Raw genomic sequence first — 23,117 nt, 5'->3', positions numbered from 1 at the left:
CATCTGCACCGCCTCGTTGACCACCTTGATCGCCGTCTGCCCGGCCTTCCACTTGGCCAGCCTGGCCAAGTGGAAGGCCGGGCAGACGGCGATCAAGGTGGTCAACGAGGCGGTGCAGATGCACGGCGGCATCGGCGTCACCGACGAGCTGGATGTGGGCCTGTTTCTCAAGCGTATTCGGGTGGCCCAGGCCTGCCTGGGGGATGCCGATTATCACTGCGAGCGCTATGGAGCCCTGGAGCTGGCGCACGCTTGAGCCTGTAGCGGGCTGTTCGAGTCAGGAGAATAACAAGATGAAACTTGAACAATGGCAGAGCGCCTGGCAGCAACTGATTGGTGCCGGCTCGCCTTTTGAAGTACAGACACCCGCCGATGGCGGGCCGAAATTTTTTCGTCATACCGCCGCCAGCGTCTGGGCCGCGATTGATAGCGGGCGCATCCACGGTGACCGTGAATTTCTGGTGTGGGAGCAGCAGCGCCTGACATTCAGCCATTTTTTCGATCAGGTGGATCGCCTGGCGGGGCAACTGGTCGAGACCTTTGGCTTGCGCAAGGGTGATCGCGTGGCCATTGCCATGCGCAATCAGCCCGCCTGGCTGGTGGCGTTTGCCGCCATCCAGCGTTGCGGTGCGGTGTGTGTACCGCTCAACAGCTGGGGCCTGCGTGACGAACTGTTCCACGGTCTGCAGGACAGCGGCGCATCCCTGTTGCTGTGCGACGAGCCACGCTTGCAGTTGCTCGCCAATGACCTGCGCCAGCAGGGGCTGGCGACCGTGGTGGCGGGGCTGCGCGCAGGCGTGCCGCTGGAGGAGCATTGCCATCGGCTGGAGGACCTGCTGGCAGCCCCGGCGCTGAGCGTGCCGGTACAGTCGGTCAGTGCCAGTGATCCGGCGATGATCCTCTACACCTCGGGCACCACCAGCCTGGCCAAGGGCGTGTTGTCGACCCATGGCGCAGTCTGCCAGGCGCTGGTCGCCCTGGAGTTCCAGGGGGCATTCTGTGCGGTCAGTTCGCCGGAACGCATCAGTGTGGTAATCAATAGCGGCTATGCTCCCGCCACCCTGATGGCGGTGCCGCTGTTCCATGTCAGTGGCCTGCATGCCCAGTTTCTGCTGGCCTTGCGCAGTGGGCGGCGCTTGCTGCTGATGTACAAGTGGGACGTGGAAAAAGCCCTCGACCTGATACGTGACGAGCAATGCACCCAGTTCAACGGTGCGCCGGTGATGATGCAGCAACTGCTGGCTTCGCCACGTTTTGGCAGCCCCGACACTGCGAGCCTGTTCGGGCTGGGCCTGGGCGGTGCGGCACCCTCCAGCAGCCTGCTGGACAACCTGACCCGGCGCAAGCCCGAAGCAATCGGTGGCAGCGGCTATGGCCTGACCGAAAGCAATGGCATCTGTGCGGCCCATGGTGGTGACCAGTTCGTCTACAAACCGGCATCGGCCGGGTGGCCCTTGCCGATTGTCGATGTGCGTATCGGTGACAGCCCGGATCGCCCGGTGCCGGCCGGGGTCAGCGGGCTGATCTGGATGCGCTCGCCAACCCTGATGAGCGAATACTGGAACCTGCCCGAAGCCAGTGCGCGGACCCTGTGCGATGGCTGGCTGGACACCGGCGATATCGGCTTGCTGGATGACGAAGGCTTCCTCTACATCACGGATCGCGCCAAGGATCTGATCAATCGCGGCGGCGAGAAAATAGCTGCTGCCGAAGTTGAGTCCTGTGCCTGTGAAATGCCCGGGGTGATTGAAGCGGCAGCATTTGCCGTACCTGATGATGTGCTGGGTGAAGTGGTGTTTCTGGTGGTACGGGGCGAGCCGGATGCAACCCCAGGCAGCGAAGCCGTGCGCAGTTTTATCGCCCAGCGCCTGGCCAGCTACAAGGTGCCGGCGCAGATCCATGTGCAGCACACACCCTTTGCCCGCAATGCCTCGGGCAAGACGCTAAAAAGTGTGCTCAAGGAACTGCTGGTAACGGCCTGAGTAGTCTCTGTGGACGATGTGCTCGCCGCTGATTGGCGAAGAATGGATGCACACCCCCAGCAAGCCTTATTCGCGTAGGAGGCAATACATGAAAATAACAAGAACAGGCGTAATGCTCGCAGCCGCCATGGCCGTCAACGTGGTCGCCATCGGCACGGCATCTGCCCAGGTATCGCCCGCAGAAGCGGCCAAACTGGGCAAGGAGCTGACCTGTGTAGGGGCAGAGCAGGCGGGTAACGCCGCGGGCACCATCCCTGCGTATACCGGCAAGTACCTGGGCGAAGTGCCGGGTTGGAACCATGTGAAGTTTTCCGGCGACCAGCCGGTTGACCCCTACGCTGCGGAGAAGCCGATTCTGGTGATTACCGCGCAGAACATGGCCCAGTACGAAGACAAACTGACCGAAGGCCAGAAGGCGCTGCTCAAGCGTTATCCGACCACCTACAAGATGAACATCTACACCGGTCACCGTGACTACCGCTACCCGGATTACGTGTGCCAGCGGGTCATGAACAATGCCTTGAACGCCAAGCTGGTCAATGATGGCATGGGCTTTGAAGGGCTGGGACAAGTGCCGTTCCCGATTCCTAAAAACGGCATGGAAGCGCTATGGAACCACCAGCTGCCGGCCCGTGCCTGGACCGAAGAAAAAACCAGTGACCTGGCCTCCGTGCTGCCCAACGGCAGCATTGGCTGGGGCCGTGCCTATGCCCGCAACCTGGCCATGGCCAACTCGCCTACGGTAGAACCCAGGACTGAAAACAAGCTCCAGGCCATGAGCAACAACATGACCCTCAAGCCGACCCGTGACAACGGCACGCTGAGCATCTCCCACGAACCCTACAACTTCGCCACCGACCCGCGCCAGGCCTGGAGCTACAGCCCTTCGACCCGTCGTGTGCGACTGTTGCCGGGCTACGGCTACGACCAGCCGATGATCGGTACCAATGGCACCATGACCGTGGACGAAGACCGTTTGTATAACGGCTCGCCGGAGCGCTACAACTGGAAGCTGCTGGGCAAGCGCGAAATCTACATTCCGGCCAACGCCTACAAGCCCAACGCAGGTACGGTGAAATACGCTGACATGCTGACGCCCAATCACCCCAATCCGGACTTGATGCGTTATGAGCTGCGCCGGGTGTGGGTGGTTGAAGCCGACCTCAAGGAAGGCTACCGCCACGTATACGGCAAGCGTGTACTGTTCCTCGACGAGGACACCTGGAACTCGGTGCTGGCGGACAACTACGACGCGCGTGGCCAGTTGTGGAAACACGCCATGATCAACTACTACTACCACCCGGACATGAGTGGCTGGCAGGCCGGTTCACAGTTCTTCATGGACTTGAACTCGGGGCAGTACACCGGCTACGGCATGACCAACGAAGCCAAGAAAGGCCCGATCCTCAACGAAGGCAAGTTCACCCCTGACCAGTACACCGCTGATGCGGCGCGGGCGATGGGGAGGTAAACCGCAGGGTTGCAGGTAAAAGCCCCGTCGGTGTAACGCCTGCGGGGCTTTTTCATGGGCTCAGGTCAGTGAGGCAAACGTCATTCCGGTGGCATGGACGACCTGACGCATGGTGCTCAGTGTCGGGTTGCCCTTGGGCGAAAGGGCGCGGTACAGGCTTTCGCGGGAAAGCCCGGCCTTTTCGGCTATTTGTGCCATGCCGCCCCGTGCTTCGACAACATGGCGCAACGCGGTCAGAAAGCTGGCCTGGCCACCTTCTTCATCGAGCTCATCAATGGCGATACGCAGGTATTCAATGGCAAATTCGGGATCCTGGCGGATCATCTCGATAACGGATTCGTCGTGATTCTTGGTTTTGTTCATGGCTTCCTCTTCTGATACTCGTTCCAGCAGCGCACGGCTTTTTCGATATCGGCCTGTTGCTGGCGCTTGTCGCCACCCAGCAGCAGCAACACCAGTTTTTTGCCGTCCCGAGCGTAATACAGCCGATAGCCTGGTCCGTGATCTATACGCAATTCCCATACGCCCTGGCACAGGGCTTTGCAATCACCAAAAGCGCCCGCTGAAAGCCGGTTGACCCGCACGGTGATGCGTGCCTTGGCCGTGCGATCCTTTAAGTGGTCCAGCCACTGCTGGTAAGGGTCGTTACCTGTTTCGCTGAGGTAGTGTCTTATCTCTAGCATTTGAAATGTAGCTTTGAAGCTACCCTTTGGTCAATTATTTTTAACCGCCAAGCACGGCTGTTCGTCAGTGCAGACCCACATTCAATGTGATTGAAGGTGGCCGTGGCAAAGCTAGGGCTGCGGTGTAGCGAGGGCAATTAGGATGGATCGCAAGGTTGTGCAGGTTTTATTACATAGGCGCAATTGCGGCGCAGCGGCAGACCCCGGTAATGCAACACGTCATTGCCGGGGGAGGGGGAGGGTTGTGTCGAAGGGGAGTGATTAATTATGCCTGCGACCACACGGCCAGTTCGTAGCCATCCAGGTCGGTGAAGTGGAAGCGGCTGCCGCCGGGAAACTTGAATTCAGGTCGGCTGATGCGACCTCCGGCAGCGCTGATGGCTTGCTGAGCCTGGGCCAGGTCGTCGGCGTACAGAATGATCAGCGGGCCACCGGGGCGTACAGGTTCGCCAGTGGTGAAGCCGCCGCTCAGGCGCCCATCGCTGAATTCGCTGTAGGTGGGGCCAAAGTCGGTGAAGGTCCAGCCGAACACGGCGCCATAAAAGACTTTGCTGCGCGCGATGTCATGGACGTTGAATTCGATGTTGTCGATTCTGTTTTGGCGGTTGTCAGTAGTCACGGGCATCTCCTTATGAGGCTCAAATATAGATAAGTGACTGGCTGAATGCCATGCGGTTCTCATCAGCGCAAGAAGCTCGTAGCCATTGGCCAAAGCAGTCACCCAGCTTGAGTGTTTTGACCATTGTTGCAGAGCCTTCGCAGAGCGATTATCAGCAGGATTTTTCACGGTTCCCATCCTAAAAATAAAGACCGAGGGATTCTGCTGATGCGCGACTATCTGAGTTCGATGACTGATTTTGACTACCAACGCACGGTAGCCGGTGCGCTGGATGGCCATCTGGCAGCGATCAATGCCTGTGTCGAGTGCTGCGACCGTCATGCCTTGCCGGGCCGCATTGCGTTGTTCTGGGAGGGGCGCGATGCCAGCAGCGCGACTTATACCTTCACTCAGTTGCAGGAGCAGGCCGCGCGCTTTGCCAATTTTCTCCTCGCCCAGGGTGTCAAGCAGGGCGACAAGGTGGCAGGTTTGCTGCCACGCAATGTCGAGTTGTTGATCGTCGCATTCGCCGCCTGGCGTATTGGTGCCATCTACCAGCCCCTGTTCACTGCATTCGGGCCCAAGGCCATCGAACATCGCCTCAACAGTTCGGGGGCAGCCCTGGTGGTCACCGATGCGGTCAACCGCGTCAAACTCGACGAGGTCAATGATTGCCCGGCCATTGTCACGGTGGCGGGAGCCAAGGGGCAGGGTCTGGTACGTGGCGACTTCAGTTTCTGGGCAGAGCTGGACAACTACCCGGCTACCTGTGAGCCGGTGATGCTGAGCGGTGAAGATCCGTTTCTGCTGATGTTTACCTCGGGCACTACCGGCCCGGCCAAGCCGCTGCTGGTACCGCTCAAGGCCATCGTTGCATTCCAGAGCTACACCCGTGATGCAGTGGGGCTGCGCCCCGAGGATTCGTTCTGGAACCTGGCAGATCCGGGCTGGGCCTATGGCATTTATTTCGGCATCACCGGGCCACTGTCGATGGGCCACCCGATCACCCTGTACGACGGCCCGTTCACGGTCGAAAGTACCTGCCGGGTCATCAGGAAATACGGTATTACCAACCTGACCGGTTCGCCCACCGCCTATCGCCTGTTGATTGCGGCCGGTGACGCCTTCGCCAGCAAGATCAAGGGCCAGTTGCGCGTGGTCAGCAGTGCCGGGGAGCCGCTCAACCCCGAAGTCATCCGCTGGTTTGCCGATGAACTCAACGTCACCATCCACGACCACTATGGCCAGACCGAAGTCGGCATGGTGCTGTGCAACCATCACGGGCTCGATCATCCGGTGCATATGGGCGCCGCCGGTTTTGCCTCGCCGGGCCACCGCATCGTGGTGCTCGATGACAATCATCAGGAGCTGCCCGTTGGCCAGCCGGGGATTCTGGCGGTTGATCGCAGCCAGTCGCCGATGTGCTGGTTTGGTGGCTACGAAGGCTTCAAGACCAAGGCTTTTGTCGGCAACTATTACCTGAGTGGCGATACCGTGGAGCTGAACCCGGACGGCAGCATCAGTTTTGTCGGGCGCAGCGACGACGTGATTACCACGTCCGGTTACCGCGTCGGGCCTTTTGATGTGGAAAGCGCCCTGATCGAACACCCGGCGGTGGTAGAGGCCGCCGTGGTGGGCAAGCCGGACCGTGAGCGCACCGAGCTGGTCAAAGCCTTTGTGGTGTTGAACCCTCAGTATCTGGGGGATGCACAACTGGCTGAAACCCTGCGCCTGCACGTGCGTCAACGGCTGGCTGCCCACGCTTACCCCCGTGAAATCGAATTTGTCAGCGAATTGCCGAAGACACCCAGCGGCAAGTTGCAGCGCTTTATTTTGCGCAATCAGGAAATCGCCAAGGCTGAGCTGGCCGCAAGCGCCAGCGTCTAACTTTCAGGAATCATCATGCAAATCGAAAACAAGGTTTTTATCGTCACCGGTGGTGCATCGGGGCTGGGTGCCGCCACGGCGCACATGCTGGTCAAGGCAGGTGCCAAAGTGATGCTGGTGGACCTGAACGCCGAAGCAGTGGCCGCCCAGGCCCTGGCGTTGGGCGAGCAGGCGCGCAGCGCTGTGGCGGACATCAGCCAGGCAGATGCCGCCCAGGCGGCCGTGGCCGCTACAGTGGCCGCCTTTGGCGCGGTCAACGGGCTGGTCAACTGTGCCGGCATTGTGCGCGGTGAAAAGATCCTCGGTAAAAACGGCCCCCATGGGCTGGACTCATTCAGCCAGGTGATCAACGTCAACCTGATTGGCAGCTTCAACATGTTGCGTCTGGCTGCAGCGGCGATTGCCGAAACCACTGCCGATGCCGAGGGCGAGCGCGGGGTGATCATCAACACGGCTTCGGTCGCGGCATTCGACGGTCAGATCGGTCAGGCAGCTTATGCAGCATCCAAGGGCGCGATTGCCAGCCTGACCTTGCCTGCAGCCCGTGAACTGGCACGCTTCGGCATTCGGGTAATGACCATCGCCCCGGGTATTTTTGAAACCCCGATGATGGCTGGCATGACGCCTGAAGTGCGTGCATCGCTGGCCGCCGGTGTGCCATTTCCACCACGCTTGGGCAAGCCTGACGAGTACGCCTCGCTGGTGCGTCACATTATTGAAAACAGCATGCTCAATGGTGAGGTGATCCGACTCGACGGTGCCTTGCGCATGGCCGCGAAATAAGAGGTGAGATATGACAATCAGCAATGATCCGGTTGTAATCGTAAGTGCTGCGCGTACGCCCATGGGCGGCTTTCAGGGGGACTTCAAGGGCCTGACCGCGCCGCAACTGGGCGCTGCGGCGATCCGTGCAGCGGTTGAACGCGCGGATGTTGCTGTCGATGGTGTGCAAGAAGTGTTGTTTGGCTGTGTGCTGTCGGCAGGGATCGGCCAGGCACCTGCCCGTCAGGCCGCCCTGGGGGCCGGGCTGGACAAGGGTACCCGTTGCACCACACTGAACAAGATGTGCGGCTCGGGCATGGAAGCGGCCATTCTTGGGCATGACAGGCTGCTGGCCGGCAGTGCCGATGTGGTGGTGGCAGGGGGCATGGAGAGCATGTCCAATGCGCCGTACCTGCTTGATCGCGCCCGCAGCGGTTACCGCATGGGCCATGGCCGGGTGCTGGATCACATGTTCCTTGACGGCCTGGAAGACGCCTATGACCGTGGCCGTCTGATGGGGACTTTTGCCGAAGACTGCGCCCAGAATCACGGTTTTACCCGTGAAGCTCAGGATGCCTTTGCCGTGGCCTCCCTGACCCGTGCGCAGCAGGCCATCAAGGACGGCAGTTTTAGCAGCGAGATCGTCCCGGTGCAGGTGACCGTGGGTAAAGAGCAGCGCCTGATCAGTGATGACGAGCAGCCGCCCAAGGCCAATCTGGCAAAAATTCCAACCCTGAAACCGGCGTTCCGCGAGGGCGGTACGGTTACGGCGGCCAACTCCAGCTCGATTTCCGATGGTGCGGCGGCGCTGGTACTGATGCGTCGCAGCGAAGCGCAAAGACGTGGCCTCAAGCCGTTGGCGGTTATCCACGGCCACGCCGCCTTTGCCGATGAGCCGGGGTTGTTTCCGACTGCACCGGTGGGGGCAATCAAGCGCCTGATGAGCAGCACTGGCTGGGATCTGAACCAGGTCGATCTGTTTGAAATCAACGAAGCGTTCGCTGTGGTCAGCCTGGTAACCATGACCGAGCTGGATATCCCCCACAGCAAGGTCAATATCTACGGCGGCGCCTGTGCCCTGGGGCATCCGATTGGGGCTTCGGGTGCGCGAATACTGGTGACTTTGCTCTCGGCATTGCGCCAGCAAAAGGCTACACGCGGTGTTGCCGCCATCTGCATCGGCGGCGGTGAAGCCACGGCCATTGCCGTGGAATGTCTGTATTAAGGATTTTGTATGCTGCCTACACCCGAACAATTACAAATACGCGAAGCAGCCCGAGAGTTTGCCCAAGAGCGCCTGAAGCCCTTTGCCGCCGAGTGGGACAAGCAGCATCGCTTCCCTCGTGAGGCAATTGCCGAGATGGCTCAATTAGGGTTTTTCGGCATGTTGGTGCCCGAGGAGTGGGGCGGTTGTGACACGGGTTATCAGGCCTATGCCATGGCCCTTGAAGAAGTCGCCGCCGGTGACGGCTCTTGCTCCACGATCATGAGCGTGCATAACTCGGTGGGTTGCGTGCCGATTCTCAAATACGGCAGCGAGGCGCAAAAACAGCAATTTCTGATCCCCCTGGCCAGCGGTGAAATGCTCGGCGCGTTTGCCCTCACCGAGCCGCAGGCCGGCTCCGATGCCAGTGACCTGAAAACCCGAGCCCGCCGCGAAGGCGATCATTACATTCTCAATGGCTGCAAGCAGTTCATTACCTCAGGGCAAAACGCCGGAGTGGTGATCGTGTTTGCGGTGACGGACCCGGCGGCGGGCAAGCGTGGCATTACCGCGTTTATCGTACCCACGGATACTCCGGGTTACAGCGTGGCCCGGGTTGAAGACAAACTGGGGCAGCATGCATCGGACACCTGCCAGATTCTGTTTACTGACCTGAAGATACCGGTGGCCAACCGCCTGGGCGAAGAGGGGCAAGGCTACAAGATTGCCCTGGGCAACCTGGAAGGCGGGCGCATCGGTATTGCCGCACAAGCCGTAGGCATGGCCCGTGCAGCCTTTGAAGCGGCCCGCGACTATGCCCGCGAACGCGTGACCTTTGGCCAGCCCCTGGTGGAGCATCAGGCGGTGGCGTTTCGCCTGGCCGATATGTCGACGGAAATCGCCGTCGCCCGGCAGATGGTCCATTACGCTGCGGCACTGCGTGACAGTGGGCAATCGGCGCTGGTCGAGGCCTCGCAAGCCAAGCTGTTTGCATCGGAAATGGCCGAGCGCGTGTGCTCCAAGGCGTTGCAAACCCTGGGCGGTTATGGCTATTTGAGCGACTTCCCGCTGGAACGGATCTACCGCGATGTGCGGGTGTGCCAGATCTATGAAGGCACCAGTGATATTCAGCGCATGGTCATTTCGCGCAATCTTTGAATCGAGGACATTAGCGATGAGCTACGAAACCATTCTGTTGGACATCCATGGGCAAGTGGGCCTGATTACCCTGAACCGGCCCCAGGCGCTGAATGCTCTGAATGCGCAATTGATCCGCGAAGTAAACCACGCGCTGGACAGGCTGGAAGCCGATAACGGGATTGGCTGTATCGTTATCACCGGCTCGAAGAAATCCTTTGCTGCCGGTGCGGACATCAAGGAGATGGCCGACCTGAGCTACCCGCAAATTTATCTTGATGACCTGTTTTCCGACAGCGACCGTGTGGCGGCCAGGCGCAAGCCGATTATTGCTGCAGTCGCGGGTTTTGCCCTGGGTGGTGGTTGTGAACTGGCAATGATGTGTGACTTTATTCTGGCCGGGGACAACGCCAAATTCGGCCAGCCTGAAATCAACCTGGGGGTGTTGCCGGGCATGGGCGGCACACAGCGCCTGACCCGTGCGGTGGGCAAGGCCAAGGCCATGGAAATGTGCCTGAGCGGGCGCCTGATAGGCGCAGAAGAGGCGGAACGTTCGGGGTTGGTGGCCCGTGTGGTGCCGGTGGATGAATTGCTCGACGAAGCGCTGAAGGTAGCGGCCACCATTGCCAAAAAGTCCCTGCCGGTGCTGATGCAGACCAAGGAATGCGTCAACCGTGCCTTTGAGGTGAACCTGGCTGAAGGTGTGCGTTTCGAGCGTCGGGTATTCCACGCCTTGTTCGCCACACAGGACCAGAAGGAAGGGATGGCGGCGTTTGTTGAAAAACGCGAGGCGCAGTTCAAGAACCAATAACTGCACATGCCTCTATGTGGGAGCGGGCTTGCTCGCGATAGCCTCAACTCGGTGTGTGAGAAGCACCGAGCCGCCTGCATCGCGAGCAAGCCCGCTCCCACTGGTTTTGAGCCAGTTTCTAAAGCAGGTAATTCTTCAACTCCCGCGCAATCACCATGCGCTGAATCTCGCTCGACCCTTCATAAATCTGGGTAATCCGCGCATCGCGGTAGTAGCGCTCCACCGGATAGTCTTCAAGGTAGCCATAGCCACCGTGGATCTGGATGGCTTTGGAACACACATACTCGGCCATTTCCGAAGCAAACAGTTTGGCTTGCGAAGCTTCTGACAGACAGGGCTTGCCCGCGCTGCGCAGGCGCGCCGCATGCAGGATCAGCAGGCGTGCCGCATTGATGCGGGTCTGCATGTCGGCGAGCATATTGGCCACGCTCTGGTGCTCAATGATCGCCTTGTCAAATTGCACCCGGTCACGGGCGTAACCCAGTGCTGCCTCGAAGGCCGCACGGGCGATGCCCAATGCCTGGGCGCCAATGCCGATTCGCCCGCCTTCCAGGTTGGCCAGGGCAATGGCCAGCCCCTTGCCGCGCTCGCCGAGCATATTGGCTTCAGGCACGCTGCAGCTGTTGAGGGTTACCGCGCAGGTGTCCGAGGCGCGGATGCCCATTTTGTGTTCGGTGCGGTCGACAATAAAACCGGGGGTGGCGGTGGGTACCAAAAACGCCGAAATGCCTTTTTTGCCCAGATCAGGGTCGGTTACCGCAAAGACAATGGCCAGTTTGGCGCGCTTGCCATTGCTGACAAACTGCTTGGCACCGGTAATCACCCATTGACCGTCACGCAACTCGGCGCGGGTGCGCAGGTTATGGGCTTCGGAGCCGGCCTGGGGTTCGGTCAGACAGAAGCAGGCGATGGTCTGGCCGCTGGCCAGCTCCGCCAGCCAGGTCTGTTTTTGTGCCTCGCTGCCGTATTTCAGTATCGGCCCGCAGCCCACCGAATTGTGGATGCTCATCAGGGCGCCGGTCGCGGCATCACCTCCGGAGATTTCTTCCACGGCCAGGGCGTAGGCGACGTAATCGACATAAGTGCCACCCCATTCCTCCGGCACCACCATGCCCAGCAACCCCAGTTCGCCAAGCTTGGCCACCAGCGCGTCGTCGATCCAGCCGGCTTTTTCCCAGGCCTGGGCATGGGGGGCGATTTCACGCCGGGCAAAGTCGCGAGCCATGTCGCGGATCATCACTTGTTCTTCGCTCAGTTCGATGTCTTGCATGGCTCAGGCTCCCTTGGCGTTGAATGCGGTGAAGAAACTGGCGACATGGGCTGGATCCAGTGCATTCAGGCTGGGCGGGTTCCACTGCGGTTTCTTGTCCTTGTCGATAATCAATGCACGCACGCCTTCCATCAGGTCGCCGCGATCAAACCACTGGCGATCCAGGTGCAGTTCCAGGGCGAAGCATTGCTCAAGGGGCAGCGCTCGGCCACGGCGCAGCATTTCAAGGGTCACGGCCATCGCCAGCGGCGAGCGGGTTTGCAACAGGTCGGCGGTTTCATTGGCCCAGTCGCGGGTTTCCGGGGCTATGACAGCGCGCAGATGGGCGATAATCCGTGGCATGTCGACCTGGGCGAAAACGCTGTCAATCAGCGGGCGCAACCTGGCCAGCGGTGGGTCGGGCAATACGGTTACGGCGAATCGGGCTACCAGCGCGGTCAGGTCATCGATAGGGGATTTTTGCCAGTTGAGGCTGTCGAGACCCTTGTCCAGTTCAGGCAGTGCGGTGCTTTCCAGATAGCCGTCAGCAAGCCCGCAGTACAAGGCATCGGCAGCGCGGATTTGGACCCCGCTGACGCCCAGGTAAGTGCCTAGCTGACCTGGCGTTCGAGTCAGGAAGTAGCTACCGCCAACGTCAGGAAAATAACCGATGCCCACTTCCGGCATCGCCAATTTGCTGCGCTCGGTAACCAGGCGCAGATCCGCGCCTTGCACCAGGCCCATGCCGCCGCCGAGAACGAAGCCGTCCATCAAGGCCACAACGGGTTTGGGGTAGCGGTGCAGGGTCAGGTCGAGGGCATATTCCTCATCAAAGAACAGGGTATGCAGGGTGTCGTTGTTTTGATAGCTGTCGTACAGCGAGCGTATATCTCCGCCCGCGCAGAAGGCTTTTTCGCCCGCGCCACGCAGTACCACGGCCTTGACTTGCGGGTCTTCGACCCAGGCATCGAGTTGCTGCTGGAGGCTGCGGACCATTTCAAGATTGATGGCATTGAGTCCGCCTGGGCGGTTCAGGGTCAGGTGGCCAATATGGTTGCGGACCTCGGCCAGAACGGTGCCTTGCAGCTGCGCGATATCCGGTGTCGGTGAGGAGGAAACCTGAGCAGTCATCACTAACTCCCTGCTTTATATTATTTTTAAGGGGGTTCACGGGTGAACGATAACCGATGCTAACAGTGCAAATTTGCCCATTACAACCCTGATAAGTGCAGGGTTGCTGTGCATTTTTGCATATTGGGCGTGCAGCAATGCGCGATCTTATTGCGCCAGCCAGCCACCATCGACATTCCATGCCGCGCCCCGTACCTGACTGCCAGCCTCACTGCATAAAAACAGCACCAGCTCGCCCAGTTGCGGCGGGGTGACGAATTCCAGCGAAGGTTGTTTTTCGGCCAACAGGTCGTGCTGCGCCTGATAGGGGTCAATGCCCTGGCTGATGCGCTGATCAATCTGTTTTTGCACCAGCGGCGTCAGCACCCAGCCCGGGCAAATGGCGTTGCAGGTGATATTGCTGGTGGCGGTTTCCAGGCCCACCACTTTGCTCAGGCCGATTACCCCGTGCTTGGCGGCGACATAGGCGGCCTTGCCGACCGAGCCCACCAGGCCATGAACCGAGGCAATATTGACGATGCGCCCCCAGCCGCGCTTGCGCATGCCGGGCAGGGTGAGGCGGGTGCTGTGGAACACGCTGGACAGGTTGATGGCGATGATCGAATCCCAGCGCTCTACCGGGAACTCTTCGACGCTGGCTACATGCTGAATGCCTGCATTGTTGACCAGGATGTCGACCCCGCCGAATTCGCGCTCGGCATAATCGATCATGTCGGCGATCTGCGCCGGGTCGCTGACATCTGCGGGGTGGTGACCTACCCTGACGCCGAACTGTTCGACTTCGGCAATCACTTTGGCCGGATCGCCAAAACCGTTGAGGATCAGGTTGGCTCCGGCCTTGGCCAGGCTCAATGCGATACCCAGGCCGATGCCGCTGGTGGAGCCGGTAACCAATGCAGTTTTACCTGTAAGGCTCATGATCAATTCCTCGGATGAGTCACGACGGATTCGTGAATGAGGAAACGTAGCACGGGGATTTGCCGTTGCCCAAACGAAACGACCCGCCAAAAGGCGGGCCGTCTTCACGCAGCGCGCAGAGGATCAGTCCTGGCGGCTGGTGACTTCCAGCAGGTGGTAGCCAAACTGGGTTTTAACCGGGCCTTGCACCACGTTGATTGGCGCGCTGAACACGACAGTGTCGAATTCTTTAACCATTTGGCCCGGGCCGAAAGAGCCCAGATCGCCGCCCTGACGGCTGGATGGGCAAGAAGAATTGGCCTTGGCAACTTCGGCGAAATCAGCGCCGCCTTCGATTTGGGCTTTCAGTTCGTTGCACTTGTCTTCGGTGGCAACCAGGATATGACGGGCAGTGGCTTTGGCCATGAGGGTGTACTCCTTTCAAGAAAGTGCCGAGCCTACCGGATTCAGTAGGGTTTTTCTCGGCAAAAAGTGCGCTTTGCTATATTTCGTTGCGGGTTTGCCGGTGGGCTTATGCTCCCGCTGCCTTTAGTCGTCTGGCGTGATCGAGGTAATGGGCGACAGGGTCAATGCGTGTGCGGTTCATTCTGGCCAGGTGATTGATGGTGTCCAGGTGATCCATTGCATAGTCCGAACCGATCACATGGCCCAGATGCGAGCTGAAACGTCCGACCAGCCCGTCGTTCTGTTTGCTCTCGCGGGTGAAGAAACTGCCAAAGATGCGGCAGGCATTGTGTAGAGGGTCGAGCAGATTTAGCGACTCCGACAACCGTGAGCCCTTGATGATGCCGCTCCATGAGTAATAAAGAACGTCATTGACCTGCTCGGGGCCCATGCCGCCCCATGTGGCGGGCAGGCCCTGGGGGTATTTCAGGTTGAAGGCGGCAACGCCTTCGGTGGTCAGCGCGTTGAGGGCTTCAAGGGCGTGTTGCGGTAATTGCCGGTGGCCGGTGATCGCGGACAGGAAACTGGAAAACGAGGTGGTCAGGGCGGCGGCGACGGTTTCGGGGAGCGATCCGGGCACGAAGGCCTGGCGCAAGCGGTCTGCTGCTTCGGAGCCATGATTCGGTCCGCTGACGGAGGTGACGGAGGCGATCAGAAGGGGGGCCACGGCTGCCGCATAGCGGGCTGTCAGGGCACCCTGGCTGTGGCCGATCAGGTTGACCCGTGTTGCCCCGGTGCGCGAGCAAACCCCGCGTATGTATTCAAGCAGCTGCTCGCCCCGGGTCTCGTTGTTGTTGGCGGCCGAGATGATCGGTACGAAAACCCGGGCGCCCGATCCGCCGAGCGCTTGCTTGATGCCTTTGAAGTAGTTGAATGGGCCTATGCGGCCGAAACCGAAGAGGCCGTGTACCAGTAATATCGGATACTTGGTATTGGCTGAGTCGTCCATGGGCTATTTTCCAGGTGTTTTTGAACCATAAAAACACCTTAGTCGATACCGGCTTCGCGCAACCGTAGGCATTGTCCCTGGTTGCGCTGTGGTTTGCCGAACGCGTCTGTCAGGCGATGGCCTTGGCGGTGTGGCGCTGTGTTTGCAACTGATGTGCGGCGTTACGCAGCAGTTGCTCGGTCGCGTCCCAGCCCAGGCAGCCATCGGTCACCGAGACCCCGTAGCGCATGTTTGCACCCAGGGACTGGCAGCCTTCGAACAGATGGCTTTCGAGCATCATGCCGATCAGCGAGTGATCGCCGGCAAGACGTTGTTCAAGCACATCATTGAAGACTTGCGGCTGGCGCAGCGGGTCTTTGCCACTGTTGGCGTGGCTGCAATCGACCATCATGCGGGCCGGGATGGCGGACTTCTCAAGCCCTGCACGCGCCTTGGCGACGCTGGCGCGGTCGTAGTTGGGACCGCTGTGGCCGCCGCGCAACACCAGATGGGTGTCGGGATTGCCACGGGTCTCGACGATTGCCGGGTGGCCCTGGCTGTCGACGCCGAAGTGACGATGGCTGTGGGCGGCGGAACGCATGGCGTCGCAGGCAATGGCCACGCCGCCGTCGGTGCCGTTCTTGAAGCCCACCGGCAAATCAAGCCCGCTGGCCATTTCGCGGTGGATTTGCGATTCCGTGGTGCGGGCGCCAATAGCTACCCAGCCCAGCAAGTCGTCGAAGTAGCCGGCGGCGATGGGTTGCAACAGCTCGGTGGCGACCGGCAGGCCCATGCGCAGCATCTCCAGCATCAATTCGCGCGAAAGGGTCAGGCCGTGGGCCATGTCATCGCTGCCGTCCAGGTGCGGGTCGTAGGCCAGGCCTTTCCAGCCCACGGTGGTGCGCGGTTTTTCAATGTAAGCACGCATTACCAGCAGCATGTCGTCGCGCACATCATGGGCGAGGGCAGCCAGGTTGCTGGCGTATTCCAGGGCGGCGACGGGATCGTGGATGGAGCAAGGGCCGACCACCACCAGTAAACGGGAATCTTCACCGTCAAGGATGGCGCGAATGGCCTGGCGCTGGCTGCTGATCTGGACGCGCAGGGCATCGCTGAGGGGCAGTTGCTGTTTGAGTTGTGCTGCCGTGGGCAGGCGACGGGTCGTCACCGGGGCAGATACAGCGTGTACGGTTGGCAGGGCGGATACGGATGCGTTCATGGTTCGGGCTTCCTGGGCAGGCGGCGGGTTGTCCCGCGCGCTCAGCCCTAGTGGGGTGTTCGACAATTGGCCAGACTGGCTGTAAGTACGTGCGTGCCACCAATGTGGGTCCGTTCGGAGGCGGCAGGCTGTCCCGAACGGTGGCTGATAAATCGCCATGCAGTGCAAAGGTCGAAACGGTAATAAGTGGCGTAGTTCATGGGGTAAATCCTCAATTCAAGAAAATGTCAGGGGCCAAAAAAACAAAACCCCCGGTCGGGAAGCCGACCGGGGGTGAGAATTCTCTGTCAGGCGACCCCTAAGTAGTGGGCGCCGTGTGGGTATCAGGCGCGCCAGTGGCTAAACCAATACCCAAAATAAAATCGTGCTGTGGAGTGCATGTTGTTCGCGCACACAGCAGCAGCCAGACGCGATTGGCGTGTGGTCATGCAGATGGCGGTGGTGGCGTGATGCAACATGGGTGGTCTCCGATTGATGGTTTGCAGCTTACGCGAGGCGAACGGGCAGATTCAATAAGAAAATACTATCTGGAACTCCCACGATCACTATTGACCTGTACGTGTGCAATGCCGGGGCAGGGCGCAGAGCCCTGTAATCGGGCCCCTGAGCCAGTATAAACACTAAATCGGGCCTGTCGCCCGATTAGGCGCATACTCAAGCTAACTCATCATCCTTAGCTTCTGTCAGATGCGTGCCCTGGGACGGAATGATCCCGTCCTTCATGCCCAGAAGAACCGCTACCTTGTGGGCTTCACCACGTTTCCCCTTTTTGCGCCCGGCGAGCACTTGATAAGTGGTAGCCGGGTCTATGCCATGTTCCCGAGCGAACTCTTGAACGGACTTTCCCTGGTGTTCCAGCCATGCCTTGGCTTGTGCAGCGGTACGAATTCCGGTCATAGTTCAAAACCGTTCAAAGTTGTTTAATATTTATCGATTATACCATCCTTGTGGGTGTTTAAAGTGGGATCCTACATCCAAATGAGTGGAATTGGTTTGCGCTTGCGGCAGGAGCGAGAGCGGCTAGGTTTGTCGCAAAAAACTTTTGGCGAAATCGGTGGTGTCGAGGCTAATGCCCAGGGCAAATATGAAAATGGTGACCGCGCACCCAAGGCAGATTACTTGTCGCGCGTTGCTGCCCGGGGTGTTGACGTGCTTTACGTGTTGACCGGCAGTCCAACCCCGACCCTGCTCGATAATTTGAGTCACCTTGAAGAGAAGGTGCTGATCAGTTACAGGGTGCTGCACAAGGAGGATCAGGACGCCATTCGCCGCCTCACCACTACCCTGGCAGAATTATCGGCACCTCAAGCGGCAAAGGAACGCCGTGATCCTAAGGAGGTAGATCCCGTCAAGGAATGAATGTTTAAAAGGATTTAATGCTTTGGCAGGGATAGTTGACGCAAGTCGATAGGTTGGTGCTTTAGTTTTTGCTAAGGTGTCGGCAATCAACCAAGACCAATTTGCGAGGTGTCGACTTGATTCGGGTTCTAGTGGTCGATGACCACGATCTTGTGCGTACAGGGATCACACGAATGCTGGCCGATATCGAAGGTCTGCAGGTGGTCGGTCAGGCCGAGTCCGGCGAAGAGTCGTTGCTCAAGGCTCGTGAATTGAAGCCGGATGTGGTCCTGATGGATGTCAAAATGCCTGGCATTGGTGGTCTTGAGGCTACTCGCAAGATGATGCGCAGCCACCCGGATATCAAGGTTGTCGCTGTGACCGTGTGTGAAGAAGACCCTTTTCCTACGCGCTTGCTGCAAGCAGGCGCGGCGGGTTACATGACCAAAGGTGCCGGTCTGGCTGAAATGGTTCAGGCAATTCGCCAGGTGTTCGCAGGCCAGCGCTATATCAGTCCGCAAGTGGCACAGCAACTGGCGCTCAAATCTTTTCAGCCTGCCAGCGACTCTCCCTTCGATGCCTTGTCCGAGCGCGAAATCCAGATCACCCTGATGATTGTTGGCTGTCAGAAGGTTCAGGTTATTTCTGACAAGCTTTGTTTGTCGCCCAAGACGGTAAACACCTATCGCTACCGTATTTACGAGAAGCTCTCGGTCAAGAGCGATGTTGAGCTGGCCTTGCTGGCCGTTCGTCACGGCATGGTTGATGCTGGTTAGAGATGACAGACGTGTTTGATGCAAGTGCATTTCTTTCGACCTGCAGTGGTCGACCCGGCGTGTATCGCATGTTCGACAGCGATGCGCGGCTTCTCTATGTGGGCAAGGCCAAGCACCTGAAAAAACGCCTGGCCAGCTATTTTCGCAAAACCGGCCTGGCGCCCAAGACGGCTGCACTGGTTGCGCGTATTGCGCAAATTGAAACCACTATTACCGCCAACGAAACCGAAGCGCTGTTGCTTGAGCAGACGCTTATCAAAGAGTGGCGTCCGCCGTACAACATCCTGTTGCGCGACGACAAGTCCTATCCCTATGTGTTTTTGTCGGATGGTCAATACCCGCGGCTGAGTATTCACCGCGGTGCCAAAAAACTGAAAGGCAAGTATTTCGGGCCTTACCCCAGCGCCGGCGCCATCCGTGAAAGTCTGAGTATCCTGCAGAAGACTTTTCTGGTGCGTCAGTGCGACGACAGCTACTTCAAAAACAGAACGCGACCTTGCTTGCAGTACCAGATCAAGCGTTGCAAGGCGCCTTGTGTCGGCCTGGTTGACCCGCAGGAATATGCCGAGGACGTACGCCATTCGATCATGTTCCTTGAAGGGCGTAGCAGTGCCCTGACCGATGAGTTGAACGCAGCCATGGAACAGGCTGCCAGCACGCTGGACTTCGAGCGTGCCGCTGAGGTGCGTGACCAGATTTCCTTGCTGCGCCGGGTTCAGGACCAGCAAAGCATGGAGGGCGGTAACGGCGACGTGGACGTGATTGCCGCTTTCGTCAACCCGGGCGGCGCCTGTGTGCACCTGATCAACGTGCGCGGCGGGCGTGTGCTGGGCAGCAAGAATTTTTTCCCTCAGGTAGGTATTGAGGAAGATGTCGCCGAAGTCATGGCGGCCTTTCTTGGCCAGTACTACATCAGCAGCCCCGAGCGCGACCTGCCCAGCGAGTTGATCGTCAACGTGGAGCATGAGAGCTTCGGGGCGATTATCGATGCAATCGCCGAGCTGCGTGGCCGAGAGCTGGCGATCAGCTATCGTGTGCGTGGCACCCGGGCGCGCTGGCAGCAGTTGGCGGTCACCAACGCCGAGCAAGCGCTGATGGCCCGCCTGACCAATCGCCTGCATGTGGCGGCGCGTTTTGAAGCCTTGGCCCAGGTATTGAAACTCGATGAGATTCCGCAGCGCCTGGAGTGCTATGACATCAGCCACTCCAGCGGCGAGGCCACTGTGGCGTCCTGCGTGGTGTTTGGCCCCGAGGGGCCGATCAAGTCCGACTACCGGCGCTTTAACATTGAAGGTGTCACGCCTGGCGACGACTATGCGGCCATGCACCAGGCACTGATGCGGCGCTTCAGTCGACTCAAGGAGGGAGAGGGCAAACTGCCGGACATTCTTCTGGTCGACGGTGGCAAGGGGCAGATGTCGATGGCCCGTGATGTGCTGAATGAATTGGCAGTACCCGACCTGATTTTGCTTGGCGTGGCCAAAGGTACGACGCGCAAGGCCGGTTTTGAAACGCTTTACCTGAATGATGCGGCCCATGAATTCACCCTCAAGGGTGACTCGCCGGCCTTGCATCTGATCCAGCAAATCCGTGACGAGGCCCACCGCTTTGCAATTACCGGGCACCGGGCGCGACGCGGAAAAACCCGTCGAACCTCAACGCTGGAAGGCATTGCAGGGGTAGGGCCGACCCGCCGCCGAGATTTATTGAAACATTTTGGTGGCTTACAGGAGCTATCTCGTGCAAGCATCGAGGAGATCGCCAAAGCACCCGGGATCAGTAAAAAGCTCGCTGAGTTGATTTATGCAAACCTGCACAGCGAGTAGAATGCCACCTCACCTCGTAGCCAGTTGTGCCGATGAATATCCCTAATTTGATCACCGTACTACGCGTTCTACTTATTCCTTTCTTCATTTTGTTGTTTTACCTGCCTTACAGCTGGAGTTATGCAGCCGCCAGCTCAGTCTTTGCCTTTGCGGCGGCGACCGACTGGCTTGACGGCTACCTGGCCCGCCGGCTGGAGCAGAGCACGCCTTTTGGTGCCTTTCTGGATCCGGTGGCCGACAAGTTGATGGTGGCTGTGGCTTTGGTGTTGCTGGTGCAAGAGCATCACAACGTGTGGCTGACCTTGCCGGCGGCGGTGATTATTGGCCGTGAGATCGTCATCTCCGCGTTGCGCGAGTGGATGGCGGAGCTGGGGGCACGGGCCCAGGTTGCGGTCTCGAACATGGGCAAATGGAAAACCGCAGCGCAAATGCTCGCTCTGGTCATACTGCTGGCCAATCCGTCGGACTTCAGCTTCTGGGTATTGGTAGGGTACGGGTTGCTGTTGGTAGCTGCCGGTCTGACCCTGTGGTCGATGCTCCAGTATTTGCGGGCTGCCTGGCCGCATCTGAAGACCACCTCGGTAAAATAAATAAAACTTTTTAAAACAAAGGCTTGACGCGTTATTAGATTTCTATAGAATGCGCATCACCAAGCGGGAATAGCTCAGTTGGTAGAGCACGACCTTGCCAAGGTCGGGGTCGCGAGTTCGAGTCTCGTTTCCCGCTCCAAACATGGCCCAGTGAATTCAATCGGATTCGCAAGGGCAGAACAAAGGACCTTCGGGTCCTTTTTTCGTTTCTGGCGTTTTATTCGGGGATGCTGAATCGCTCTTCTGAAGCCGCGGGCTGAAAATGATGTGCGCCCGACACAGCGTATTGATCTATTAAATGCCCAACCGTTTGCTATTCCCTGGCCTGTTTGATTGAGACGTTGAATATGGGTTTATTTAAAGTTCGCAGCTCTTTCAAGAAAAGCGCACTTGCCCCGCCAGCGACCCACTTCACTCAAGTCCGGCGCCATCAGCTCCCGGACAGCAGATTGCGATTTCATGTTTAGTGCATCATGTTTAATGATCTTTAGCGCTTTAATATGTTAGCGAAATCAATCAGTTGATCAGCTCTGCCCATCAGCGGGTATTCGCCCGCTGAATAACGGCGCGCTCTTGTTGTATTGTCCTACAAGGCAATTGATTTCTATATAACAGGCTCTGGCAACGGATCAGGAATATTGGTAGTTTGCGCCCCGTTGATCACTGGACCTCTAATAATGAAAAAACTATTCTTCAAGACCACCCTCGGTCTTGCCGTTGCACTTGCGTCGTCTCAGCTACTTGCCAGCGGTCTTGCAATCAATGAACAAAGTATCAGCGGCATGGGCACTGGCTTCGCCGGCCGCTCGTCCTCTGCCGATGATGCCAGTACCGTATACGGCAACCCTGCGGGCATGGCGCGCCTGAAACAGGAGCAGGTGAGTGCAGGTGCTGCCTTGCTTGTGGCGAAAACCGATATCAGCCATACCCGCAGTACCTTTGGCGGCAAGGAAGACGGCGATATGGTGCCGTTGACTGCGGTGCCAATGGGTTATTACGTCAAGCCGATTGATGAACACTGGGCTTTCGGTGTCGGTTTCTATGTGCCGTTTGGTTTGATTACGGACTATGGCAGTGGTTTCGCCGGCCGCTACTTCGCCAATAAAAGCAAGATTCAAGTCATGACGTTCCAGCCTACGGTCAGCTATGCCTTCAATGACAAGGTGTCGATCGGGTTTGGTCCGACCATCAACCGCATTGACGGTGAACTGACTTCACAAGTGCCAAATGCCCTTACCCCGGGCAGTAACGACGGCAAGGTGAAGATCAGCGGCGATGACACGGCCATCGGTTTCAACGCCGGCATCCTGGTACAGGCCACTGACAGCACCCGTGTGGGCCTGACGTATCACTCCAAGGTCAGTTACAACCTCAAGGGCACTACCAAGGTCACTGGCGGTACCTTCAGCCTGCTGGGCCTGAGCGGCCAGAGCTACGATGCCAAGCTGGACCTGGACACGCCGGAGTCCGTGGACTTCTCGGTCACTCACCAGCTCAATGATGACTGGACCCTGTATGCGGGGAGCACCTGGACCCGCTGGAGCCGCCTCAAGGACATTACCGCTCAGAACAGTGATGTCAGCCCGCGTCTTGGCGGCTCGTTGAGCACCATTACCGAGGAGCAGAACTGGCACGACACCTGGGCCCACGCCATTGGCGTCGCGTATCAGTTGAATCCGCAATGGGTGTTGCGCACGGGCTTGTCAGTCGATGAGTCGCCGACCAACAACAGCAACCGTTCGCCGCGTATCCCCACCGGTGACCGTACCGCCATCAGCTTCGGCGCTGGCTGGACGCCGGTGAGTAACATGACGATCGACCTGGCGTACTCCTACCTGTGGGAAGACAGTACCAAGGTCAACGACAGCTCGGCTTCCAAGGGCGCGTACAGCTCTACCTACAAAAACAGCGCGAGCGGTTTTGGTACTTCGATCACCTATCGTTTCTGATCTGCGGGTTTACGCAATATCACTGCAGTGATCTGAAGCAGAGTAGGGCCAGATATGTTTCGCATTTATTGCGGCGCATATCTGGCTCAAACCCTAGGGCGTGCTACGACAGATCAAATTTATGGCAGTGACAGTCAGCTGCTCTGAAGAGACGTTTCGCTATTGATATCGGAAGCGTCCTAACTCTTTTCATTCAAACATATCCAAGACTTAC

Annotated in this window: 23 protein-coding genes and 1 tRNA gene; 14 read left to right on the top strand and 10 right to left on the bottom strand. The window is 58.7% G+C overall.

Going from position 1 to position 23,117, the window contains the following annotated elements; genetic code table 11:
• The 3 genes from GHO03_RS08210 to GHO03_RS08200 all read left to right on the top strand — a co-directional run.
• The coding region (locus GHO03_RS08210) for an acyl-CoA dehydrogenase family protein (protein WP_256668459.1) at positions 1-256 on the top strand (256 nt) is incomplete at its 5' end.
• A gap of 37 nt (positions 257-293) precedes the next feature.
• Positions 294-1,982, top strand: coding sequence for a class I adenylate-forming enzyme family protein (locus GHO03_RS08205; protein WP_153380493.1), 1,689 nt, complete (start codon positions 294-296; stop codon positions 1,980-1,982).
• Between the two features lie 88 nt (positions 1,983-2,070).
• Complete coding sequence (locus GHO03_RS08200) at positions 2,071-3,453, top strand: DUF1329 domain-containing protein (RefSeq protein ID WP_232527576.1); 1,383 nt, start codon at positions 2,071-2,073, stop codon at positions 3,451-3,453.
• A 60-nt stretch (positions 3,454-3,513) separates the two neighbouring features.
• On the opposite strand, the gene GHO03_RS08195 is transcribed toward GHO03_RS08200, so the two are convergent.
• From GHO03_RS08195 to GHO03_RS08185, 3 genes are all read right to left on the bottom strand, one after another.
• Positions 3,514-3,816 carry an addiction module antidote protein gene (locus GHO03_RS08195; RefSeq protein ID WP_153380495.1) on the bottom strand — a complete coding sequence of 101 codons (303 nt, stop codon included), beginning with the start codon at positions 3,814-3,816 and terminating at the stop codon, positions 3,514-3,516.
• Positions 3,813-4,136, bottom strand: coding sequence for a type II toxin-antitoxin system RelE/ParE family toxin (locus GHO03_RS08190; protein ID WP_095023299.1), 324 nt, complete (start codon positions 4,134-4,136; stop codon positions 3,813-3,815). The genes GHO03_RS08195 and GHO03_RS08190 overlap by 4 nt, the downstream gene beginning before the upstream one ends.
• Positions 4,137-4,401: 265 nt before the next feature.
• Positions 4,402-4,761, bottom strand: a complete 360-nt coding sequence (locus GHO03_RS08185) for a VOC family protein (protein ID WP_095032370.1) — start codon at positions 4,759-4,761, stop codon at positions 4,402-4,404.
• A gap of 201 nt (positions 4,762-4,962) precedes the next feature.
• Here GHO03_RS08185 and GHO03_RS08180 point away from each other — a divergent pair, with 201 nt between their 5' ends.
• Genes GHO03_RS08180 through GHO03_RS08160 form a run of 5 tightly spaced genes read left to right on the top strand, consistent with a single transcriptional unit; the run spans position 4,963 to position 10,535 of the window.
• Positions 4,963-6,621: an AMP-binding protein gene (locus GHO03_RS08180; protein ID WP_153380497.1), complete on the top strand. Its 1,659-nt coding sequence runs from the start codon at positions 4,963-4,965 to the stop codon at positions 6,619-6,621.
• A gap of 15 nt (positions 6,622-6,636) precedes the next feature.
• Positions 6,637-7,404, top strand: coding sequence for an SDR family NAD(P)-dependent oxidoreductase (locus GHO03_RS08175; RefSeq protein WP_095021149.1), 768 nt, complete (start codon positions 6,637-6,639; stop codon positions 7,402-7,404).
• A gap of 10 nt (positions 7,405-7,414) precedes the next feature.
• Positions 7,415-8,608 carry an acetyl-CoA C-acyltransferase gene (locus GHO03_RS08170; RefSeq protein WP_153399591.1) on the top strand — a complete coding sequence of 398 codons (1,194 nt, stop codon included), beginning with the start codon at positions 7,415-7,417 and terminating at the stop codon, positions 8,606-8,608.
• Positions 8,609-8,617: 9 nt separating this feature from the next.
• Entirely contained in the window at positions 8,618-9,745 is a 1,128-nt protein-coding gene (locus tag GHO03_RS08165; protein ID WP_095021148.1) for an acyl-CoA dehydrogenase, read from the top strand.
• Positions 9,746-9,761: 16 nt separating this feature from the next.
• On the top strand, positions 9,762-10,535 hold the full coding sequence (locus tag GHO03_RS08160) for an enoyl-CoA hydratase (protein WP_095000021.1): 774 nt from the start codon (positions 9,762-9,764) through the stop codon (positions 10,533-10,535).
• A 118-nt stretch (positions 10,536-10,653) separates the two neighbouring features.
• Here the strand turns inward: GHO03_RS08160 and GHO03_RS08155 are convergent, their stop codons facing one another.
• The 7 genes from GHO03_RS08155 to GHO03_RS08125 form a co-directional block, all read right to left on the bottom strand.
• Positions 10,654-11,805 carry an acyl-CoA dehydrogenase family protein gene (locus GHO03_RS08155; protein ID WP_153399589.1) on the bottom strand — a complete coding sequence of 384 codons (1,152 nt, stop codon included), beginning with the start codon at positions 11,803-11,805 and terminating at the stop codon, positions 10,654-10,656.
• 3 nt (positions 11,806-11,808) lie between these two features.
• Positions 11,809-12,915, bottom strand: a complete 1,107-nt coding sequence (locus GHO03_RS08150; protein ID WP_153399587.1) for an enoyl-CoA hydratase/isomerase family protein — start codon at positions 12,913-12,915, stop codon at positions 11,809-11,811.
• A 147-nt stretch (positions 12,916-13,062) separates the two neighbouring features.
• On the bottom strand, positions 13,063-13,833 hold the full coding sequence (locus tag GHO03_RS08145; RefSeq protein ID WP_153326651.1) for a 3-hydroxybutyrate dehydrogenase: 771 nt from the start codon (positions 13,831-13,833) through the stop codon (positions 13,063-13,065).
• Positions 13,834-13,956: 123 nt separating this feature from the next.
• The gene (locus GHO03_RS08140) at positions 13,957-14,238 is read right to left on the bottom strand and encodes a peptidylprolyl isomerase (RefSeq protein ID WP_016781241.1); all 282 of its coding nucleotides are present in this window, start codon (positions 14,236-14,238) and stop codon (positions 13,957-13,959) included.
• Between the two features lie 106 nt (positions 14,239-14,344).
• Entirely contained in the window at positions 14,345-15,226 is an 882-nt protein-coding gene (locus GHO03_RS08135) for a triacylglycerol lipase (RefSeq protein ID WP_095000024.1), read from the bottom strand.
• Positions 15,227-15,335: 109 nt separating this feature from the next.
• Positions 15,336-16,424, bottom strand: coding sequence for a 3-deoxy-7-phosphoheptulonate synthase (locus GHO03_RS08130; RefSeq protein ID WP_095018454.1), 1,089 nt, complete (start codon positions 16,422-16,424; stop codon positions 15,336-15,338).
• Between the two features lie 654 nt (positions 16,425-17,078).
• Entirely contained in the window at positions 17,079-17,321 is a 243-nt protein-coding gene (locus tag GHO03_RS08125; RefSeq protein ID WP_095018455.1) for a DNA-binding protein, read from the bottom strand.
• An 81-nt stretch (positions 17,322-17,402) separates the two neighbouring features.
• Here GHO03_RS08125 and GHO03_RS08120 point away from each other — a divergent pair, with 81 nt between their 5' ends.
• From GHO03_RS08120 to GHO03_RS08095, 6 genes are all read left to right on the top strand, one after another.
• Positions 17,403-17,783 (top strand): helix-turn-helix domain-containing protein, encoded by a 381-nt coding sequence (locus GHO03_RS08120; protein WP_095000026.1) that lies wholly within the window; start codon positions 17,403-17,405, stop codon positions 17,781-17,783.
• A 116-nt stretch (positions 17,784-17,899) separates the two neighbouring features.
• The gene (gene uvrY, locus GHO03_RS08115; RefSeq protein WP_095000027.1) at positions 17,900-18,538 is read left to right on the top strand and encodes a UvrY/SirA/GacA family response regulator transcription factor; all 639 of its coding nucleotides are present in this window, start codon (positions 17,900-17,902) and stop codon (positions 18,536-18,538) included.
• Positions 18,539-18,540: 2 nt separating this feature from the next.
• Positions 18,541-20,364: an excinuclease ABC subunit UvrC gene (uvrC, locus tag GHO03_RS08110; RefSeq protein ID WP_095000028.1), complete on the top strand. Its 1,824-nt coding sequence runs from the start codon at positions 18,541-18,543 to the stop codon at positions 20,362-20,364.
• A gap of 32 nt (positions 20,365-20,396) precedes the next feature.
• A complete protein-coding gene (gene pgsA / locus GHO03_RS08105) occupies positions 20,397-20,954 on the top strand; it encodes a CDP-diacylglycerol--glycerol-3-phosphate 3-phosphatidyltransferase (protein WP_016781234.1) in 558 nt (185 codons plus the stop codon).
• Positions 20,955-21,017: 63 nt separating this feature from the next.
• Positions 21,018-21,093, top strand: a tRNA-Gly gene (locus GHO03_RS08100).
• A 538-nt stretch (positions 21,094-21,631) separates the two neighbouring features.
• Positions 21,632-22,903: an OmpP1/FadL family transporter gene (locus GHO03_RS08095; RefSeq protein WP_095018457.1), complete on the top strand. Its 1,272-nt coding sequence runs from the start codon at positions 21,632-21,634 to the stop codon at positions 22,901-22,903.
• Positions 22,904-23,117: the final 214 nt, after the last annotated feature.

This window comes from Pseudomonas sp. FSL R10-1339 (assembly GCF_009600545.1).
In the GTDB taxonomy this organism is placed as follows: domain Bacteria; phylum Pseudomonadota; class Gammaproteobacteria; order Pseudomonadales; family Pseudomonadaceae; genus Aquipseudomonas; species Aquipseudomonas bubulae.
The sequence above is the reverse complement of the archived record's forward strand: the minus strand, read 5'-3'. Positions and strand labels throughout refer to the sequence as shown.

Coding starts and splice junctions, on each gene's coding strand:
- GHO03_RS08205 (WP_153380493.1), top strand. CDS start 294: ATGAAACTTGAACAATGGCAGAGCGCCTGGCAGCAACTGATTGGTGCC.
- GHO03_RS08200 (WP_232527576.1), top strand. CDS start 2,071: ATGAAAATAACAAGAACAGGCGTAATGCTCGCAGCCGCCATGGCCGTC.
- GHO03_RS08195 (WP_153380495.1), bottom strand. CDS start 3,816: ATGAACAAAACCAAGAATCACGACGAATCCGTTATCGAGATGATCCGC.
- GHO03_RS08190 (WP_095023299.1), bottom strand. CDS start 4,136: ATGCTAGAGATAAGACACTACCTCAGCGAAACAGGTAACGACCCTTAC.
- GHO03_RS08185 (WP_095032370.1), bottom strand. CDS start 4,761: ATGCCCGTGACTACTGACAACCGCCAAAACAGAATCGACAACATCGAA.
- GHO03_RS08180 (WP_153380497.1), top strand. CDS start 4,963: ATGCGCGACTATCTGAGTTCGATGACTGATTTTGACTACCAACGCACG.
- GHO03_RS08175 (WP_095021149.1), top strand. CDS start 6,637: ATGCAAATCGAAAACAAGGTTTTTATCGTCACCGGTGGTGCATCGGGG.
- GHO03_RS08170 (WP_153399591.1), top strand. CDS start 7,415: ATGACAATCAGCAATGATCCGGTTGTAATCGTAAGTGCTGCGCGTACG.
- GHO03_RS08165 (WP_095021148.1), top strand. CDS start 8,618: ATGCTGCCTACACCCGAACAATTACAAATACGCGAAGCAGCCCGAGAG.
- GHO03_RS08160 (WP_095000021.1), top strand. CDS start 9,762: ATGAGCTACGAAACCATTCTGTTGGACATCCATGGGCAAGTGGGCCTG.
- GHO03_RS08155 (WP_153399589.1), bottom strand. CDS start 11,805: ATGCAAGACATCGAACTGAGCGAAGAACAAGTGATGATCCGCGACATG.
- GHO03_RS08150 (WP_153399587.1), bottom strand. CDS start 12,915: ATGACTGCTCAGGTTTCCTCCTCACCGACACCGGATATCGCGCAGCTG.
- GHO03_RS08145 (WP_153326651.1), bottom strand. CDS start 13,833: ATGAGCCTTACAGGTAAAACTGCATTGGTTACCGGCTCCACCAGCGGC.
- GHO03_RS08140 (WP_016781241.1), bottom strand. CDS start 14,238: ATGGCCAAAGCCACTGCCCGTCATATCCTGGTTGCCACCGAAGACAAG.
- GHO03_RS08135 (WP_095000024.1), bottom strand. CDS start 15,226: ATGGACGACTCAGCCAATACCAAGTATCCGATATTACTGGTACACGGC.
- GHO03_RS08130 (WP_095018454.1), bottom strand. CDS start 16,424: ATGAACGCATCCGTATCCGCCCTGCCAACCGTACACGCTGTATCTGCC.
- GHO03_RS08125 (WP_095018455.1), bottom strand. CDS start 17,321: ATGACCGGAATTCGTACCGCTGCACAAGCCAAGGCATGGCTGGAACAC.
- GHO03_RS08120 (WP_095000026.1), top strand. CDS start 17,403: ATGAGTGGAATTGGTTTGCGCTTGCGGCAGGAGCGAGAGCGGCTAGGT.
- uvrC (WP_095000028.1), top strand. CDS start 18,541: ATGACAGACGTGTTTGATGCAAGTGCATTTCTTTCGACCTGCAGTGGT.
- pgsA (WP_016781234.1), top strand. CDS start 20,397: ATGAATATCCCTAATTTGATCACCGTACTACGCGTTCTACTTATTCCT.
- GHO03_RS08095 (WP_095018457.1), top strand. CDS start 21,632: ATGAAAAAACTATTCTTCAAGACCACCCTCGGTCTTGCCGTTGCACTT.